Source organism: Pseudomonas sp. PGPPP4 (assembly GCF_002256045.1).
Lineage (GTDB): Bacteria > Pseudomonadota > Gammaproteobacteria > Pseudomonadales > Pseudomonadaceae > Chryseomonas > Chryseomonas oryzihabitans.
In genome coordinates, this window is the sequence record NZ_NKID01000001.1 from 612,601 (window position 1) to 629,665 (window position 17,065).

The window sequence follows — 17,065 nt, forward strand, 5'->3', positions numbered from 1 at the left end:
AGCGCTTGGAAATGAGAAAAAATGATGGCTACCCAACCCTGGCACGCCCCTCTTCCCACACCCAACACCCTGGATCACGGCGAGCACACTGAGCACGCCGAGCACACTCGAGCACGCCGAGCACCGCATCTATTAATTAAATTTAATAAAATCAATGGTTTATAATTTTTTTACGCGCGATATGGCGCAATTCAAATGTTTCAGATAGCTTGATACGAGAATTTTGAAGGGCTGTATCGTTGATTAGCGCACATGAAAATGCGTGGTATGAACGCGTAATGACGGTTTGTCATCTTGAGTGGATGAAGGGAAACTGAGCTCAAGATAAAGCGAATGAGGTTTGCAGAATGGCTAATGCAAAGCAAGCAGCAAAGCGACGTCTAACAATGGCGGAGCGTGCTCAGCAATTAATATTGGTTCACTTTCCCGATATTGCCGAAGCATGGATATGGACGCGCAAAACTCACGATGGCTTTAGCACGATTCCTCGAACTCTGCCAATTGCGATGCAGATCATCGATGCTCAGTCGAAGGGACAGCCTGCTGGACACGTGCTGTTTTGTTTATGGGCGCGTATGCCCGATCATCCAGTGATAACAATAGAGAATCCTAGTACTTTTGCTGCTGAGGCAGGGTTTCTCGGCGAGCGGGCTGTAGACACTTGGCGTCGTAGGATGAAAAAGCTTCGTGAATTGAAATTTATCATCTCAAAGCCAGGAGCATCCGGTGAGTTTCACTATGTGATGCTCACTAATCCTAACGCTGCGGTTGAATTTATGTACGAGAACGGCAAGGTTCAAAGTGGTCTGTATAGCCGTTTCATCGAGCGTTTGCCGGAGATTGGCGCCTATAGCGATATTGAGGCGTTTCAAGAGTATTTGAAGAAACTCAAGGAGCAGGAGAAGGCTGCGACATTGGCTGATGAAGACATGAAAAAGACAGCGAATAATTCAGTTCCGGCTTCCAAGAAAAAACGAATAATAAGGCCGAAGGTGGTCGTATAGAGAGTTGAAGGTTGTTAAATATCCAGGCTCCCTAAGGGTGACAGTCTTAGACTGGCTGGGTTTGAATATTATTATGGTCGATGTTGTTTTGTTGCAATGCTGAAGTAAAGATTTCGAAAGGAGGCTGTATATGCATGTCGCGAAGAGAAGAGTAAGGGGCATCGAGTGCTAGCCCATCCACCTCGATGCCCTCGAAATTAAAAGCTTTAGACAGATTTGATGTTTGCTTTCGTCTGATTAGAGCTGTGATGGTGCGACGCTAACGTAAGGAACTATGAAAGGAGGCCGCATGCGGGCCGTGAGGAGAAGAGTCATAGGTATCCAGATGCAAGCCTACCCATCTAGATGCCCTCAAAACGAAAAGCCCTGAACCAGCGTAGGGTCGAGTCTCCACTGGTCAGGGCTGTGGTAGTGCTGCATTAGGGTGCTAGACACCAATTGGAGTCTAGCACCTTTTATTTTTCCGTACAGTATGGCAGGGCAAGATATCCAATACGGCATCGGCGAATCCTAAGTCAGATCAAACGGCAGATTTTTATCTATCAGATATGTATACGATATGTGCTACAGGGGTAGGCGTAGGCGAAATCGAAAGGCGACAGCCGGGGCTGGGGAGGATTGGCCTAACGAGTTCACTCCCTGAAGTTCTGTGTCCGATTTCCACGCCGTTCCTAAGTGGCGGATTTACTTGATGTCTTCCACCTGGATTATTAGCCAGTGACCCAAGTGTTGTTCGATGAGCGCGAACGGGCGACCCGCGCACCAGATGTTGACTCAGGGCCGTGAAAGCCGTGTTCGGCCAAGCACCAGCGCTGGATGCGGTGCGATGATCTCGCCAGCCTAGCGCTGCACTTCGCCCTGGCGAGAAAGGCTTATACGCCCGGCCGTTGCGATCCGCGTTCCATCGCGGCGGCTCACATGTCTGCCGACAGCGCCTGGGTCAGCGCCAGGCCCGCCAGGCGTGCACTTGCCAGCAAGCGCTTCACGCTCTGGCCATGCCGCGCGCTGGCAGAGAGTCCGGCCATGGTGGTGATGACGAAGTCGGCCAACTCCTCAGCACGCTGCGGCTGGCAGGCGGCGATCCGGGCCCTGATCAGCGCCTGGGCCGCCTGGTGGTAACGGTCGGCTGCCGCGCGGGCCTGGGGATCGTCGGAACGAGTGCCCTCGAGCACCAGGCAACCGGTCGCGCCGGGATCGACCGCATAGCTGCGCGCCGCCTCTTCCAGCACCTGCGTCAGGGCCACCGCCAGAGACTGCTCGGCCTCCAGGATCTGTCTTAGCAGCAGGGCGCCATTCGAGATGTAGCGCTCCAGCACCCGTTGGTACAGCGCGAGCTTGCTGCCGAAGGCCGCATAGAAGCTTGGCGGCCTGATCCCGAGCGCCTGGGTCAGATCGGCCACGCTCACCCCGTCATAGCCCTTTTCATGGAACAGACGCTGCGCCTGGACAATGGCCTCGTCCGGATCGAAGCGGCGCGGTCGCCCGCGAGGTGCGGCTTTATTTGTAGTGATCATTACAAAAATACTTTGACAGCGGATCCGAGAGGCTTATTGTAGCACCCACTACATTAATCAGGAGGCTGACTCATGAGCGATTTCGCAGGCAAGAAGGTGTTGGTGCTGGGTGGCAGTCGCGGCATAGGCGCCGCCATCGTGCGACGCTTCACCGCCGCCGGCGCCCAGGTGATCTTTACCTATGCCAGTTCCCGGGACGCCGCCCAGGCGTTGGCCGCGGAGACCGGTAGCATCGCCGAGCTGACCGACAGCGCCGACCGCGACGCGGTGATCGCCCGAGTGCGCGCCTGTGGTCCGCTGGACGTGCTGGTGGTGAATTCCGGCGTGGCGCTGTTCGGCGATGCCCTGGAACAGGACCCGGACGCCATCGATCGCCTGTTCAGTATCAACATCCAGGCGCCCTATCACGCGGCGGTCGAGGCGGCGCGGCAGATGCCGGCAGGCGGGCGGATCATCGTCATCGGCTCGGTGAATGGCGATCGCATGCCGGTGCCCGGCCTGGCCGCCTATGCCGTGAGCAAGTCGGCCCTGCAGGGCCTCGCTCGCGGTCTGGCGCGGGACTTCGGTCCACGCGGCATCACCGTCAACGTGGTGCAGCCGGGCCCCATCGATACCGAGATGAATCCGGCCGATGGCCCCATGAAGGAGCTGATGCACAGCTTCATGGCGATCAAGCGCCACGGCAGCGCCGACGAGGTGGCCGGCATGGTCGCCTGGCTGGCCGGCCCCGAAGCCGGCTTCGTCACCGGCGCCATGCACACCATCGACGGCGCCTTCGGCGCCTGATCGAGCACGCGACCGGCGCCGAGTGCGGCCACCCTAGCCGTAGCGCTTGAACGCCTCGATGGCCAGGCCGTTGCCGATGTTGCCGAAGCGGTCGCCGTCCACCAGGCGGGCGCCGGGGAAGCGTTTGGCGAGGGCCTGGCGCAGCGCCGGGATGCCGCTGGAGCCGCCGGTGAAGAACAGGCTGTCGACCCGCGCCGGATCCAGATCGGCGCGGGCCAGCAGGTCGTCCACGCCGCGGCTCAGGCGCTCCAGTTGCAGGGCGATGGCGGCGTCGAACAGCGGCCGTTCCAGATCCGCGGCCAGGCCGGTCTCGATCCGATCCAGGCGCAGGGTACGGCGCCAGTCGTCGGTCAGGGCGATCTTGGCGTCTTCCACCTGGATCGCCAGCCAGTGGCCGGCACGCTGTTCGATGAGCTTGAACAGGCGATCCATGCAGCGGGTGTCCTGGGCGTCGTATCTCATGTCGCGCAGGCCCAGCACGCTCTTCTTGGCGTAGACGGCGTTGATGGTGTGCCAGGTGGCCAGGTTGATGTAGTGGCTGGTGGGCATGGTGGCACCACTCTTCATGGCGCTGCCGTAGCCCAGCAACGGCATCACCCCTTCCAGGCTCAACTGGCGGTCGAAGTCGGTACCGCCAACGTGCACGCCGCCGGTGGCGAGGATGTCGCCGGCGCGGTCGGCCAGGGCGCGACGCTCCGGCGCCAGGCGCACCAGGGAGAAGTCCGAGGTACCGCCGCCGATGTCGACGATCAGCACCAGTTCCTCGCGCTCGATGCTGCGCTCGTAGTCGAAGGCGGCGGCGAGGGGTTCGAACTGGAAGGAGATGTCGCTGAAGCCCACCTGGCGCGCCACGGCGGCCAGGGTGTCCTCGGCTTCCTGGTCGGCGACCGGATCGTCATCGACGAAGTGCACTGGACGGCCCAGCACTACGGCGTCGAAGGGGCGATCGGCCTGCTGTTCGGCGCGCTGCTTGAGGGTGCCGAGAAACAGGCCGAGCACCTCGGTGAAGGGCAGGGCGCTGCCGAGGATGCTGGTCTCGCCCTTGAGCAGGTTGGAGCCGAGCAGACTCTTGAGCGAGCGCAGCAGACGCCCCTCGTAGCCTTCCAGGTATTCGTGCAGCGCCTGGCGGCCATAGGCCGGACGGCGCTCCTCGGCGTTGAAGAAGATCACCGAGGGCAGGGTGGCCTTGCCCTCTTCGAGGGGCAGCAGGACCTCGCCCGAGGGCCTGAACCAGCCGGCGGTGGAGTTGGAGGTACCGAAGTCGAGGCCCAGGGCGCGGGCGGGTAGAGCAGCAGACATGTCAGGATCCGTAACGCGAGCAGCCGCGCAGTTTAGCCGAGACGCGCCTGCAGGCGAACCCTGGCCGGATGCCAGCAGGGTGGGCCCGCGCGTCTGCGGGACTGAAGCGGGTGCGGGCGCGTTGCGGCGTCAGCCCCGGCGCGAGCGGTCGCGCGATTCGTCCAGGGTGCAGACATCATCCTGGCAGCGCCGACTGCCCTCCGGATGGGGTAGCCAGGTCAGACCCGGGCGCAGCTTGAGGAACAGGCTATAGCCCAGCTCCAGCAGGGGCCGCAACGGTCGCCAGGCCAGCGGCCGCGCCCAGTGGCCGAGGCCGGCGGTGCGCCAGCTCCAGTAGGTGGCCTCCAGGCCCTTGAACCAGCGGCCGTCGGCATCCCGGGCGTGCAGCAGATCGAGCATGGCCTGACGCGGCGGCGCATCGACCGGCGCCTGGCTCGGATAGTCCGGCGCGGCCAGGTCCACCAGCTGCAGTTGGCTGGGGTCGGCATGGCGCCGCAGCCAGGCGATCTCGCGGGCGCACAGCGGGCAGGCGCCGTCGTGAAAGAGGGTCAGGGGCAGGCGGGGTGCGTGCATCGTGAACTTCCCAGGGGTCTTGCCTATCTGGACCGGCAGGCAGGGCTGCCGTTGCGCTTTCCGCCGAACGGTAAGCGCAACGGCGCCTCGTGGCGAGTCGGAATCAGAGACGCCGGATGACGGCACTGTACGCAATTAATCAGCGAGGTCGGTATGGATCTGGGAATCAAGGGGCGCGTCGCCCTTATCACGGGGGCCAGCGGTGGCATGGGTCTGGCCACGGCGAAGCTGCTGGCCGAAGAGGGCGTCAAGCTGGTGCTCTCCGACCTGGAGCAGGGCAAGCTGGAAGAGGCGGCCAAGGGCCTGCCGGGCGATACGCTGCTGATCGCCGCCGACATGACCGACCAGGCTGCGGTGGACCAACTGGTGGAGCAGGGTGAATCCCGCTTCGGCCAGATCGACATCGTGGTGCACACCGCCGGCGTCACCGGCGCCAAGGGCGATCCCCTGGAACTGGCCGATGCCGACTACGAGGAAGCCTGGGCCACCGACTTCTTTTCCGCCGTGCGCGTCGGTCGCGCCGCCATTCCGCGCATGCGCAAGCGCGGCTGGGGTCGCTTCGTCTGCATCACCTCGGAAAACGCCGTCCAGCCCTATTGGGAAGAAGCCGTCTACAACGTGGCCAAGGCCGCCCTGGCCGCCTTCATCAAGAACCTGTCGTACAAGGAAGCGGCCCACGGCGTGCTGTGCAACACCGTGTCCCCCGCCTTCATCGAGACCGGCATGACCGATGGCATGATGGAAAAGCGCGCGGAGGAAAAGGGCGTCTCCTTCGAGGAAGCCATCGAAAGCTTCCTCGACGAAGAGCGGCCCGGCATCGTGCAGAAGCGCCGCGGCAAGGTGGAAGAGGTGGCCGCGGCCATCGCTCTGCTGGTGTCCGAGCGCGCTTCCTTCATCAATGGCAGCAACTTGCGCGTCGATGGTGGCTCGGTCCAGGCGGTGCAGAACTAAGGTTAAAAAGTGCCTGCGCTCGGTGATGCTGCGTTAAAAACCAGCTCGGAATGCTCATTTACTATTTGTAAACTCCGCTTCCTCGCTGGTTTTTGCCTTGCCTGACCTTCGCTCGGCGACTTTTTAGCAAATCCTTATCGAGGCTGGCGGGACGGCTCTTCGGCCGTCCCGTTTTCCTGCTGGCGGCGCACGGCTTCTTCCAGCGGAATGAATTCCACCTGGCGATCCTTGACCACCGGCGGCAGGGTGATGCCCATGGAGACATAGATGCTGGTGAACATATCGATGCCCATGTCCGCCGGTTTCACCCAGTCCACCGGCACATAGAGCAGCCCGCCACCCACGGGGACGGGCGCCGAAGGCACCAGCACGGCGTGATAGTGGCGACCCTCGATGTCGATCACCGCTGGATTGGGCAGCAGCGCCAGCACTGCCACGCCCTGACCCCCGAAGAAGCACCACACCGGACTCATGGCGCGGATGTCCGCCCCGCCTTCCTTGCGATCGAGCAACTCGACGAAGCGCTCGGCCAGGCCATAGAGCTTGCCCACCACCGGAATGCGGCGAAAGGTCATGTCGGCGAACCAGCCCAGCGGCCGACGCAGGCCCAGCTTGACCGCCAGCCCCAGCGGATAGAGCAGCACCAGCAGCAGCAGGGTGCCGAGGCCATAGGCCGCCATGGAATTGCCGACGAAGGGATGACCAACCGCCACGAACAACCGGCCCAGGGTGGTGTTGGGGCCGATCAGGCCATTGAGGAAACTGACGATCCAGCCGATCAGCGCCAGGGTCAGCACCAGTGGCAGGAGCAGCAGCAGGCCGGCCAGCCAGGTGGAGACGATGCTTTCGATACCGCGGCGAACGAAGGGCATGCAAGAACTCGACGGCTAAAGCGCCATTCTATACGGGCCAGGCGCGCTCAGCGTCGGCCTGGCCCGACTTTCTCAGTGCGCCGCCGTTATAGCCAGCGGCGATAGAAGGCGGCTTCCTGTTCCAGGGCATCCGCCTGGTTGGCCGCTCGGCGAAAGCCATGGCCTTCGTCGGGATAGCGCCTGACCACCACCGGTATGCCACGCGCCTCCAGGGCCGCGGCCATGGCGTCGGTCTGGGCGGGGACCACCACGGCGTCCTTGAGGCCCTGCAGAAAGATCACCGGTGCCTGGATGCCCTCGGCATGCAGCAGCGGCGTCCGTGCCTCGTAGCGCGCGCGATCGGCCTCGGGATCGCCGATCAGCCAGTCCAGGTAGTCGGCCTCGAACTTGTGGGTGACCTTGGCCAGCGCCAGGGGATCGCTGACGCCATAGAGGCTGGCGCCGGCGCGAAAGACGTCGTGGAAGGCCAGGGCGCAGAGCACTGTGTAGCCGCCGGCGCTGCCGCCACGGATAAAGGCTCGCGTCGGGTCCACCAGGCCTTGGACACCCAGGTGGTCGACCACCGCGCAGGCGTCCTCGACGTCCACCACGCCCCAGCGCAGGTGCAGCGCCTGGCGGTAGGCCCGGCCGTGGCCGCTGCTGCCGCGATAGTTGAGATCGGCCACGGCGAAGCCCTGGCGCACCCAGAACTGGATGCGCGCATCGAACACCGGATAGGTGCAGGAGGTGGGACCGCCGTGGATGCTGACCAGCAGCGGCGGCGGGCCCTCGCCGTGCCGCTCCGGCAGATAGAGAAAGCCCTGGGCTTGGCCGTCGCCGCTGGGATAGCTCAGCGGCTGGGGGGCGACGATGGCGCTGTCGCCCAGGGGCGCGACGCCGCCGGTGACGATCTCCACCGCGCCGCTCTGGCGATCGATGGCCAGCACCGCCGAGGGGCGCGTGGGCGCCGCGGCGATGCAGTAGCAATGGCTGTCGTCCAGGGCCAGCCCGCGGAAACGGCTGAAGTCCGCGGCCAGGCGGCGGGTCTCTCCCGCTGCCCGGCGCTCGCCGAGCACGCCGAAGCCGCCTTCCTGCCAGGTCGCCAGCCAGCCTTCCGCCGTCGGCAACCAACTGGCACCACCCAGTTGCCAGGGCGCGGCGGCATGATCCGCCGCAGGCGCCTCCTGGGGCGCGAAGCCCGCCGCGGACTCGCACCAGGGCTGCCACCAGCCCTGGCGATCGCTCAGCGCCCAGAGCCGCTGCTCGCTATCGAACAGCGGCTGTTGCAGCGACTCCTCGGGATCGGCCGACACCACGGTGGGCGCACCGGGACATCCCTCGGCGTCCAGCGTCGCCGTCAGCAGCCGGGTGCGGGTCCAGGGCTGGTGGGGCCTGTCCCACTCGATCCAGGCCAGGCGGCTCCCGTCGGCGCTGGTGCGCGGTGCGGCATAGAAATCCGCGCCCTCGGCCAGCACCTGGCGTGCGCCACCGGCACTCAGGGCGACCAGGCGATGGCGCGGCGGCTGCTCGCGGCGATCCTCCTCGACCGCCAGCACCTGCTGCCGGACACCATCCCAGTGCAGATCGCCGTAGCGCCAGGCCTCGCCTCCGGCCAGCCATTCGGGCGCGCCGCCATCCCGCGGCTGGCGATAGACCGCCTGGTCGGCTTCATTGACGAACAGCGGTCCCTGGTCCCCCAGGCAGAGGGCGCCGCCGCCGTATTCATAGACCTTGCTGCGCAGGCTGAACCCCGCCGGCGTGAGGCAGCGCGGCCCGGCGCCGGCCTCGCGGACCCAGAGGCGGGTGGCGCCATCGGTGGGATCGTATTGGCTCCAGTAGAGGCCGCTGGCATCGACCTTGAGTTCGGCGAAGTCGATACCGGCGGCAACGGCCTGGGCCGGCGTGAGCGGGGTAGGGGCGGTCATGGCGACTCCAGAGATAGGCACAGCCGTTTAGCCTAGCAGCTGGGTGGCGAGGGCTGGGTGAGGGAGGCCACGCCGTTGGGCTTCGCTGCGCTCAACCCAATCTACGAGGCTGCGGCGCTATTCCCCCTCTCCCTCTGGGAGAGGGCTGGGTGAGGGCGTCAGGCTGTTGGGCTTCGCTGCGCTCAACCCAACCTACGAAGCTGCGTCGCTTTTCCCCCTCTCCCCTTGGGAGAGGGTTGGGGTGAGGGTGTCAGGCCGTTGGGCTTCGCTGCGCTCAACCCAACCTACGAGGCTGCGTCGCTTTTCCCCCTCTCCCTCTGGGAGAGGGCTGGGGTGAGGGTGTCAGGCCGTTGGGCTTCGCTGCGCTCAACCCAACCTACGAGGCGTGCGCCGCGTTTCCCCCTCTCCCTCTGGGAGAGGGCTGGGGTGAGGGGGAGCCCGTTCGACGCCCGTGCTAAAACAACCCCAGCTGCTCCCCTGGCGGGGCGAACTGGCTGCAGTCCAGGCCTTCGCCCTCGCGGCGCTCCAGGCCGAAGCGGCGGCGTGCCAGGCGAAAGCGCTGGGCCAGCAGCTCGGCGAACTGACCTTCGCCCTTCATGCGGATGCCGAAGCGACTGTCGTAGTTCTTCCCGCCGCGCGACTGCCGGATCAGGCTCATCACATGGGCGGCGCGTTCGGGAAAGTGCGTCTGCAGCCATTCCTCGAACAGCTCGACGATCTCCAGCGGCAGTCGCAGCAGCGTATAGCCGGCCGAGCGGGCGCCATGATCGCGGGCCGCTTCCAGTAGGGCTTCCAGCTCATGGTCGTTGATCATGGGAATCATCGGCGCCAGCAGGGCGCTCACCGGCACCCCGTGCTCGTCCAGGGTGCGCATGGCCCGCAGCCGGGCCTGGGGCGCAGCGGTGCGGGGTTCGAGGATGCGCTTGAGGTCATCATCCAGCGTGGTGAGACTGAAGGCCACGCGCACCAGGTTGCGCTCGGCCAGCTGCACCAGCAGATCCAGGTCGCGCAGGATCAGCGCGCTCTTGGTGATGAGGGTCACCGGATGGCGATAGCGCAGCAGGATCTCCAGCGCCTGGCGCGTCAGCTGGTATTGCCGCTCGATGGGCTGGTAGCCGTCGGTGTTGATGCCCAGGGCGATGGGCTGCGGCTGGTAGCCCGGCTTGCTCAGCTCCGCCTCCAGCCGCTCGGCCAGATTGGTCTTGGCGATCAGCTGGGTCTCGAAATCGATGCCGGGCGAGAGGTCCCAGTAGGCGTGGGAGGGGCGGGCGAAACAGTAGATGCAGCCATGCTCGCAGCCGCGATAGGGATTCACCGAGCGATCGAAGCCGACGTCCGGCGACTGGTTGCGGCTGATCACCGTCTTGGCCGTTTCCTGGCGGACGGCGGTGGTGAAGGTCAGCGGGGTGGCGTCCTCGTACCAGCCATCGTGCTCGACCTCGCTGCGGGTGGCGGCAAAGCGATTGTGCGGATTGCTGGCGGTGCCACGACCCCGTGGCGGGCGCTGGGGCTGAGTCATGTCAGGGCCTCTTGCTGTATCTTTGTACAGTATAAGGCCTGGGCGATCCGGGCAAGCGGCGGCGGTCGGCTGGGCGGGCGGGCGGAGCGGCCGCCCGCCCAGCCGCCAATCGGCGTCCTACAGTACCGAAATCGGGTAGTTGAGGATGATGCGGTTTTCGTCGAAGGAGCCGCTGGCGCTGTAGTCGCGTCTCATGCTGGAGTTGCGCCAGCGGATCAGCAGTTTCTTCAGCGGCCCGCTCTGCACCTCGTATTGCACCTCGGATTCGCGACCCCATTCCTTGCCGTCGGTGATGGCACCGGTATGGACGTTGTCACCGCTGAGGTAGCGGTTCATCAGCGTCAGGCCGGGGAGGCCGAAGGCGGCGAAGTTGTGGTCGTAGCGCACCTGCCAGGAGCGTTCCCGGGCGTTGTCGTAGCTGGAGTTGTAGCTGTCGTTGGCCAGGGTGCCGCCGCTGGTGCCGTTGACCCTCATCCAGGCGCTGTCGCCACTGACGCGCTGCAGGCCGACATAGAAGGTGCCGCCGCCCTGCTTGGCCGAGAGCAGCGCATAGGCGGTGCGGTTGTCCAGGGCGCCGGCTCGGGCCGAGCCGTCGTCGTCGCCGATGAAGTAGCCGAGGTTGGCGCCCAGGGTCCAGCTGCCCACCGGCTGGTAGTGGATCAGGTTGATGAATTTCTGGTGGTAGATGTCTTCGAGCTGGGCGTACCAGAGGCCGACTCGGGTGCGCTTTTCGTTCAAGGTGTATTCGCCGCCGACGAAGTTGAAGCGGTCGGAGGTGGCATTGGCGCGGCCCTGCATGAACATGTCTTCCATGCTGGCGTCGTTGCGCGGGCTGTTCTGCCGCATCTGGCCGCCCCAGAGTTCCAGATTCTGGATCTCGGTGGAGTGGATCTGCGCGCCCTGGAAGGTCTGCGGCAGCGAGCGGCCGTCGTCGGACCTGAGGATCGGCAGCACGGCGAACCACTCGCCGACCTTGATATCGGTCTTGGAGACCTTGGCCTTGGCGGCCACCGCCAGGCGCCCGAAATCCTTGGCCGGCTCGTTGCCGGCATGGGTCGGTAGCAGCTGGGTGCCATAGGTGCCGGCGCCACCGTCGAGCTTGACCGAATAGAGCCCCAGGGCATCGATGCCGAAGCCCACCGGCCCCTGGGTGTAGCCGGAGGTCAGGCCGAAGATGAAGCTCTGGGTCCATTCCTCGGCCTTGTTCTGCGCGGTGTAGGCGGGGTCGACGAAATTGCGATTGAAGTAGAAGTTACGCAGGTTGAGATTGGCCTTGGTGCCTTCGATGAAGCCGTCCGCGGCCCACAGCGGCGTGGTGCTGGTGAGAGCGGCGAAGGCGGCGCAGGCACGGGCGAGCCGGCCGGAAGCGAGTCGAGTGCTCATGGTGTTCCTTGTTCTTGTAGGTAAGGGGTGCCCTGCCGGCGCGGGGGCGGCATCTGACGAGGGCGGGTCGGGCGGTGAGGCGAGGGACGGCTAGGAGGGGGCAGGCGACATGAGGGATTCCTTTCTTATTTGAATTATCGGAAAGCAGCGACCGAGGCGTTCGGTTGTGTAGTTATATGACAACGTATGTCTTACGGCAAGGCTACCAAGGTAGCAGAGCGGAGCCCTCGCCAGGCGAGGGCTCGCGAGGGGTCAGACGCTGGCCTTGAGGCTGTCCTGGCGGGCCGTGTCGTAGGAGTGCTTGTCCATCTGCAGGGCGCCTGGCTTGCCCAGGTCGCTCATGGGCACCCGGTAGGTTTCCGGCGAGAGGTAGGCCGCCAGGGCCGACAGGCAGGTCACGCCAAAGGCCAGGCCGCCGACCACCAGCCAGATGTTCTCGGTGCCGGGCGGGGCGACCAGGGTGAACAGCGCCGGCAGCATGGCGGTGAACATGGTGCCGATGTTCTGGGCGATGGCCATGGCCGAGACGCGGTAGCGGGTCTGGAACTGCTCCGGGTAGAAGCTCGGGAACACCGCGTTGTAGCCCTGGTAGACCACGCCCCACATCAGCAGCGACATGAGGAAGGCCAGCGGCAGATTGTGGATGCTGATGGCGTAGAGGTAACCAAAGGCCAGCAGACCCGAACCCAGGGCGCCGCCGATCATGGTCGGCCGGCGGCCGATGCGATCGGAGAGGTTGCCGACGAAGGGGATCACCAGCACGGCGACGATGTTGCCCACCACCGGTATCCACAGGTAGACGCTCTTGTCGAAGCCGATGCCGTAGGCCGGCTGCACCGCATAGGCGGCGCCGAAGATGGTGGCCACCACCGGGATGACGTTCATCAGCGCCATCAGTGCGACCAGAATCATGGCCTTCCAGCTGGTGCTCAGGGCTTCGCCGATGGGCGAGCGTCTGGCCACGGTGGTGGTGCCGGTCTTGGCTTCTTCCTTGACGAAGGCGGGCGTCTCATGGACCTCGCGACGGATGATGAAGCCGGCCAGCAGGACGAAGGCGCTGAGCAGGAAGGGGATGCGCCAGCCCCAGCTGTTGAAGGCGTCGGCGGGCATGAAGTAGGCCAGCGGCAGGAAGATCGCCGCGGCCATCACCTGGCCGGCCTGGACGCCCTGCAGGGTAAAGCTCGCATAGTAGCCGCGCCGTCCGAAGGGGGCGTGTTCGAGCACCATGGAGCTGGCCCCGGAGATCTCGCCGGCCACGGCGAAACCCTGGATCAGGCGCAGCACCACCAGCAGGATGGGCGCGAGGATGCCGATCTGGTGGTAGGTGGGCAGCAGGCCCACGGCCATGGTGGCGATGCCCATGAGGAACATGCACAGCAGCAGGACGTTCTTGCGGCCGCGGGTATCGCCCCAGTGACCGAGCACGAAGGCACCCACCGGGCGGGCCAGATAGCCCACGCCATAGGTGGCGAGGGAGGCGACGATGGCCATCTTGGGATCGCTGGAGGGGAAGAAGATCTGCGGGAAGATCAGCGCCGCCGCCTGGGCGTAGATGAAGAAGTCGTAGTATTCCAGCGCCGAGCCGATCCAGCCGCTGGCGGTGGCTTTCTTGGCTTGGGAGCCGGGGGTGGGGGAGGCGGTATTGGCCATGGTTGTCTCCGGAATTTTATTGTCAGGCCAGGAGGGTTTCAGCGCCGCGCACGAACTCGCTCGGGTCGCGGGAGCCGAAGATGGAAAGGACGGGAGGACCTAGCCTGGCCGTCGCCGACTGCGCGCGGTGGGGCTGCAGACGAGACGGGGGACGCAGGATAACGTGGATAGCTGGGGCATGGACGCACACTCTTGTTTGTCTTGTTATGGTCGACGCGGCGGAAGCGACGAGCGCTGGGCTCTGCGATCATAGTGCGAGGCGCTAGCGGGACTGGTCAATTCGCCGGATGCCCAACTGTTCGATCAGCGAACAGAAACTAACCGGTTCGTACATAATCCATTGTTGGGTCGCCGGGCGCCACGAATAATCGGCACCAGACCCGACCGATCCGCGTCACCCCGCCCTGGCCCAGCCCGCGGAGTGGCCGTTCAACACAGGAGCACCGGCATGCAGCGTTCCATCGCGACCGTATCCATCAGCGGCACCCTGACCGAAAAGCTCGAGGCCATCGCCGCGGCGGGCTTCGACGGTGTGGAGATCTTCGAGAACGACCTGCTGTATTCCGGTGCCAGTCCGCGGGAGATCCGCCAGCGCGCCCAGGACCTGGGGCTGGCCATCACCCTGTTCCAGCCCTTTCGCGACTTCGAGGGCAATCGCCGCGAGCGGCTGCAGCGCAATCTCGACCGCGCCGAGCGCAAGTTCGACCTCATGCAGGAGCTGGGCACCGACCTCGTCCTGGTGTGCAGCAACACTGCCGCCGACAGCCTGGGCGACGAGCGCCTGATCGCCGACGACCTGCAGCTGCTGGCCGAACGCGCCGCCCCGCGTGGCCTGCGCATCGGCTACGAAGCCCTGGCCTGGGGGCGCCACGTCAACACCTGGCAGCAGGTCTGGCGGCTGGTGAAGGCGGTCGATCACCTCAATCTCGGCGTGCTGCTCGACAGCTTCCACACTCTGTCCATCGGCGGAGATCCGGCGGGCATCGCGCAGATTCCCGGGGACAAGATCTTTTTCGTGCAGATGGCCGATGCGCCCGTGCTGCAGATGGACGTGCTGGAGTGGAGTCGGCATTTCCGCTGCTTCCCGGGGCAGGGCGAATTCGACCTGGCCGGCTTTCTCGCGCCCATCCTGCAGACCGGCTACCAGGGGCCGCTGTCGCTGGAGATCTTCAACGACGGTTTCCGCGCCGCCCAGACCCGCGCCACCGCCGCCGATGGCCTGAGATCCCTGCTCTACCTGGAAGAGCAGACCGCGGCGCGGCTGCAGCGCGAAGAGACCCCGGTGGCGGCGCCGCTGTTCGCTCCGCCCGAGGCGCCGCGCCTGGAGGGCACCGAATTTCTCGAATTCGCCGTGGACGACGTCCATGGCGCCCAATTGGCCGGCTGGCTGGGCAAGCTGGGCTTCGCCCGGGCCGGCCGGCACCGCTCCAAGAACGTCACCCTGCTGCGCCAGGGCGAGATCAACTTGGTGCTCAACGCCGAACCCTATTCCTTCGGCCACAACTTCTTCGAGGCCCATGGCCCCTCGCTGTGCGCCATGGCCCTGCGCGTGCCGGACAGCCAGGCCGCCCTGGAGCGCGCCCAGCAGTACCGGGCGCAGCCCTATCGCGGCCTGGTCGGCCCCAACGAGCGGGAGATCCCGGCGGTGCGGGCGCCCGATGGCAGCCTGATCTACCTCGCCGATCGCGGCGCCGACGGCCGCAGTCTCTATGACACCGACTTCGACGTCAGCGCCGGCGCCAGCGGCGGCCTCGGCCTGACCCACGTCGACCACGTGGCCATCGCCCTGCCGGCCGATGCCCTGGACAGCTGGGTGCTGTTCTACAAGAGCCTGTTCGACTTCAGCGCCGACGACGAGGTGGTGGTCCCGGACCCCTACGGCCTGGTCAAGAGTCGCGCCCTGAAGAATCGCGAGAGCAGCGTGCGCCTGGCGCTCAACATCTCGGAGAATCGCAACACCGCCATCGCCCGGGCGCTGTCGAGTTATCGCGGCTCGGGGGTGCACCACATCGCCTTCGCCTGCCAGGACATCTTCCAGGCGGTGGAGCAGGCCAAGGCCGCCGGGGTGCCTCTGCTGGAGATCCCGATGAACTACTACGACGACCTGGGGGCGCGCTTCGATTTCGACGACGACTTCCTCAGTCGGCTGGCCTACTACAACGTCCTCTACGACCGCGATGCCCAGGGTGGCGAGCTGTTCCACGTCTACACCGAATCCTTCGCCGACCGCTTCTTTTTCGAAATCCTCCAGCGCAAGGATTACAGTGGCTACGGCGCCGCCAACAGCCCGGTCCGCCTGGCGGCCATGCTGCAGGCCCGCCAGGGTCGCCCGGCGCCCGTGGAATTCTGAGCCAGGCGGGCACCCTGGGGTGCCCGCGCCTCTCCTCCAACAAGAGTCAGCCCGATGCAGGACACCCCGGCGCTCGCGCCCACGCTCCGTACCCCGCGCAAGAACAATCCCGAGAAGACCCGCCAGGCCATCCTCGCCGCCGCCGTGGCCGAGTTCGCCGACCTGGGCCTGAGCGGGGCGCGGGTGGACGCCATCGCCGAGCGCACCCACACCTCCAAGCGGATGATCTACTACTACTTCGGCAGCAAGGAGCAGCTCTACCTGACGGTGCTGGAAAAGCTCTACAGCGACGTGCGCGGCAACGAGGCCGAACTGCCGCTGGACCGCCTGCCGCCGCTGGAGGCGATCCGCACCCTGGCGGAATTTCTCTTCGAGCACCACCGCAGTCACGACGACTTCATCCGCGTGGTGAGCATCGAGAACATCCACCGCGGTCGCCACCTGGCCCAGTCCGAGACCATCTCCAGCCTCAACTCCTCGGCGCTGGAGGCCCTGCGCCGCATTCTCGCCCGCGGCGAAGCCAGCGGCGAGATCCGCAACGGGCTGGACGCGGTGGATGTGCACCTGCTGATGTGCTCTTTCTGCTTCTACCGAGTCTCCAACCGCCACACCTTCGGCCGCATCCACGACATCGACATGGAAGAACCGGCGGTACTGCGCCGCCACAAGACCATGATCGGCGATGCCATGGTGCGCTACCTGCAGCCTTAGGGTTTCGGGGAGACCCTCACCCCGGCCCTCTCCCAGAGGGAGAGGGGGCGTCTGACCGAGGCTTTTGGTTGTCGGCATGGATTCGTAGGGTGGAAAACCGCGCAGCGTTTTCCACGCACACGTCCGAGCAATCTTCTCTCTGAGAGAGGGCAAGCTCCGTAGGTTGGGTTGAGACGGGTTCATCGTCGAAGCCCAACGCTGCCGGATACCCCGCGTTGGGCTTCGCTGCGCTCAACCCAACCTACGGAATCATCTACCCCCTCTCCCTCGGGGAGAGGGCTGGGGTGAGGGCAAATCCCGCTTCATAGGTTGGAAAACTGCGTAGGTCGGGTTGAGACGGCTTCACCGTCGAAGCCCAACGCTACCGGATACCCCGCGTTGGGCTTCGCTGCGCTCAACCCAACCTGCGGAATCATCTACCCTGTAGTGGTCCACTCACCCCGGACACCTTTTTAGGCGAAGATGATCGCCACACAGAGGTGTTCCATGAGCAAACAACGTCGTTCTTTCACGCCCGAGTTCAAGCGCGAGGCCGCAGGTTTGGTGCTG

At 65.1% G+C, this 17,065-nt stretch carries 13 protein-coding genes; 5 read left to right on the top strand and 8 right to left on the bottom strand.

The features are described from left to right. Positions 1 to 347: 347 nt before the first annotated feature. Positions 348 to 1,004, top strand: coding sequence for a hypothetical protein (locus CFE50_RS02790; RefSeq protein WP_286730808.1), 657 nt, complete (start codon positions 348 to 350; stop codon positions 1,002 to 1,004). A 914-nt stretch (positions 1,005 to 1,918) separates the two neighbouring features. On the opposite strand, the gene CFE50_RS02795 is transcribed toward CFE50_RS02790, so the two are convergent. Further along, positions 1,919 to 2,518 carry a TetR/AcrR family transcriptional regulator gene (locus CFE50_RS02795; protein WP_286730811.1) on the bottom strand — a complete coding sequence of 200 codons (600 nt, stop codon included), beginning with the start codon at positions 2,516 to 2,518 and terminating at the stop codon, positions 1,919 to 1,921. Positions 2,519 to 2,590: 72 nt separating this feature from the next. On the opposite strand from CFE50_RS02795, the gene bdcA reads away from it, so the two are divergent. Next, the gene (gene bdcA / locus CFE50_RS02800; protein ID WP_286730814.1) at positions 2,591 to 3,304 is read left to right on the top strand and encodes an SDR family oxidoreductase; all 714 of its coding nucleotides are present in this window, start codon (positions 2,591 to 2,593) and stop codon (positions 3,302 to 3,304) included. 33 nt (positions 3,305 to 3,337) lie between these two features. Here bdcA and CFE50_RS02805 read toward each other — a convergent pair whose 3' ends face one another. Beyond that, on the bottom strand, positions 3,338 to 4,603 hold the full coding sequence (locus CFE50_RS02805; RefSeq protein WP_241808135.1) for an Hsp70 family protein: 1,266 nt from the start codon (positions 4,601 to 4,603) through the stop codon (positions 3,338 to 3,340). 129 nt (positions 4,604 to 4,732) lie between these two features. Further along, positions 4,733 to 5,176 (bottom strand): thiol-disulfide oxidoreductase DCC family protein, encoded by a 444-nt coding sequence (locus CFE50_RS02810; RefSeq protein WP_286730818.1) that lies wholly within the window; start codon positions 5,174 to 5,176, stop codon positions 4,733 to 4,735. A 153-nt stretch (positions 5,177 to 5,329) separates the two neighbouring features. On the opposite strand from CFE50_RS02810, the gene CFE50_RS02815 reads away from it, so the two are divergent. Further along, entirely contained in the window at positions 5,330 to 6,127 is a 798-nt protein-coding gene (locus tag CFE50_RS02815; RefSeq protein WP_241808133.1) for an SDR family NAD(P)-dependent oxidoreductase, read from the top strand. A 134-nt stretch (positions 6,128 to 6,261) separates the two neighbouring features. Here the strand turns inward: CFE50_RS02815 and CFE50_RS02820 are convergent, their stop codons facing one another. The 5 genes from CFE50_RS02820 to CFE50_RS02840 form a co-directional block, all read right to left on the bottom strand. Then, on the bottom strand, positions 6,262 to 6,999 hold the full coding sequence (locus CFE50_RS02820) for a DUF502 domain-containing protein (RefSeq protein WP_286730821.1): 738 nt from the start codon (positions 6,997 to 6,999) through the stop codon (positions 6,262 to 6,264). An 86-nt stretch (positions 7,000 to 7,085) separates the two neighbouring features. Next, positions 7,086 to 8,903, bottom strand: coding sequence for an alpha/beta hydrolase family protein (locus CFE50_RS02825; protein WP_286730823.1), 1,818 nt, complete (start codon positions 8,901 to 8,903; stop codon positions 7,086 to 7,088). A 454-nt stretch (positions 8,904 to 9,357) separates the two neighbouring features. Further along, a complete protein-coding gene (locus CFE50_RS02830) occupies positions 9,358 to 10,422 on the bottom strand; it encodes a PA0069 family radical SAM protein (protein WP_286730824.1) in 1,065 nt (354 codons plus the stop codon). Positions 10,423 to 10,539: 117 nt separating this feature from the next. After that, positions 10,540 to 11,805, bottom strand: coding sequence for an OprD family porin (locus CFE50_RS02835; RefSeq protein WP_286730826.1), 1,266 nt, complete (start codon positions 11,803 to 11,805; stop codon positions 10,540 to 10,542). Between the two features lie 252 nt (positions 11,806 to 12,057). Next, the gene (locus CFE50_RS02840; protein ID WP_286730828.1) at positions 12,058 to 13,455 is read right to left on the bottom strand and encodes an MFS transporter; all 1,398 of its coding nucleotides are present in this window, start codon (positions 13,453 to 13,455) and stop codon (positions 12,058 to 12,060) included. A gap of 448 nt (positions 13,456 to 13,903) precedes the next feature. Between CFE50_RS02840 and quiC the strand changes: the two genes are divergently transcribed. Then, positions 13,904 to 15,805 (top strand): 3-dehydroshikimate dehydratase QuiC, encoded by a 1,902-nt coding sequence (gene quiC, locus CFE50_RS02845; RefSeq protein ID WP_286730830.1) that lies wholly within the window; start codon positions 13,904 to 13,906, stop codon positions 15,803 to 15,805. 54 nt (positions 15,806 to 15,859) lie between these two features. Next, complete coding sequence (locus tag CFE50_RS02850; RefSeq protein WP_027600959.1) at positions 15,860 to 16,516, top strand: TetR/AcrR family transcriptional regulator; 657 nt, start codon at positions 15,860 to 15,862, stop codon at positions 16,514 to 16,516. The last annotated feature ends 549 nt before the right edge of the window (positions 16,517 to 17,065 follow it).

Bases quoted from the DNA above. Each gene is read 5' to 3' on its own strand.
- CFE50_RS02825 (WP_286730823.1), bottom strand. From the start codon at position 8,903: ATGACCGCCCCTACCCCGCTCACGCCGGCCCAGGCCGTTGCCGCCGGT.
- CFE50_RS02820 (WP_286730821.1), bottom strand. From the start codon at position 6,999: ATGCCCTTCGTTCGCCGCGGTATCGAAAGCATCGTCTCCACCTGGCTG.
- quiC (WP_286730830.1), top strand. From the start codon at position 13,904: ATGCAGCGTTCCATCGCGACCGTATCCATCAGCGGCACCCTGACCGAA.
- CFE50_RS02850 (WP_027600959.1), top strand. From the start codon at position 15,860: ATGCAGGACACCCCGGCGCTCGCGCCCACGCTCCGTACCCCGCGCAAG.
- CFE50_RS02790 (WP_286730808.1), top strand. From the start codon at position 348: ATGGCTAATGCAAAGCAAGCAGCAAAGCGACGTCTAACAATGGCGGAG.
- CFE50_RS02810 (WP_286730818.1), bottom strand. From the start codon at position 5,176: ATGCACGCACCCCGCCTGCCCCTGACCCTCTTTCACGACGGCGCCTGC.
- CFE50_RS02830 (WP_286730824.1), bottom strand. From the start codon at position 10,422: ATGACTCAGCCCCAGCGCCCGCCACGGGGTCGTGGCACCGCCAGCAAT.
- CFE50_RS02840 (WP_286730828.1), bottom strand. From the start codon at position 13,455: ATGGCCAATACCGCCTCCCCCACCCCCGGCTCCCAAGCCAAGAAAGCC.
- CFE50_RS02815 (WP_241808133.1), top strand. From the start codon at position 5,330: ATGGATCTGGGAATCAAGGGGCGCGTCGCCCTTATCACGGGGGCCAGC.
- CFE50_RS02805 (WP_241808135.1), bottom strand. From the start codon at position 4,603: ATGTCTGCTGCTCTACCCGCCCGCGCCCTGGGCCTCGACTTCGGTACC.
- CFE50_RS02835 (WP_286730826.1), bottom strand. From the start codon at position 11,805: ATGAGCACTCGACTCGCTTCCGGCCGGCTCGCCCGTGCCTGCGCCGCC.
- bdcA (WP_286730814.1), top strand. From the start codon at position 2,591: ATGAGCGATTTCGCAGGCAAGAAGGTGTTGGTGCTGGGTGGCAGTCGC.
- CFE50_RS02795 (WP_286730811.1), bottom strand. From the start codon at position 2,518: ATGATCACTACAAATAAAGCCGCACCTCGCGGGCGACCGCGCCGCTTC.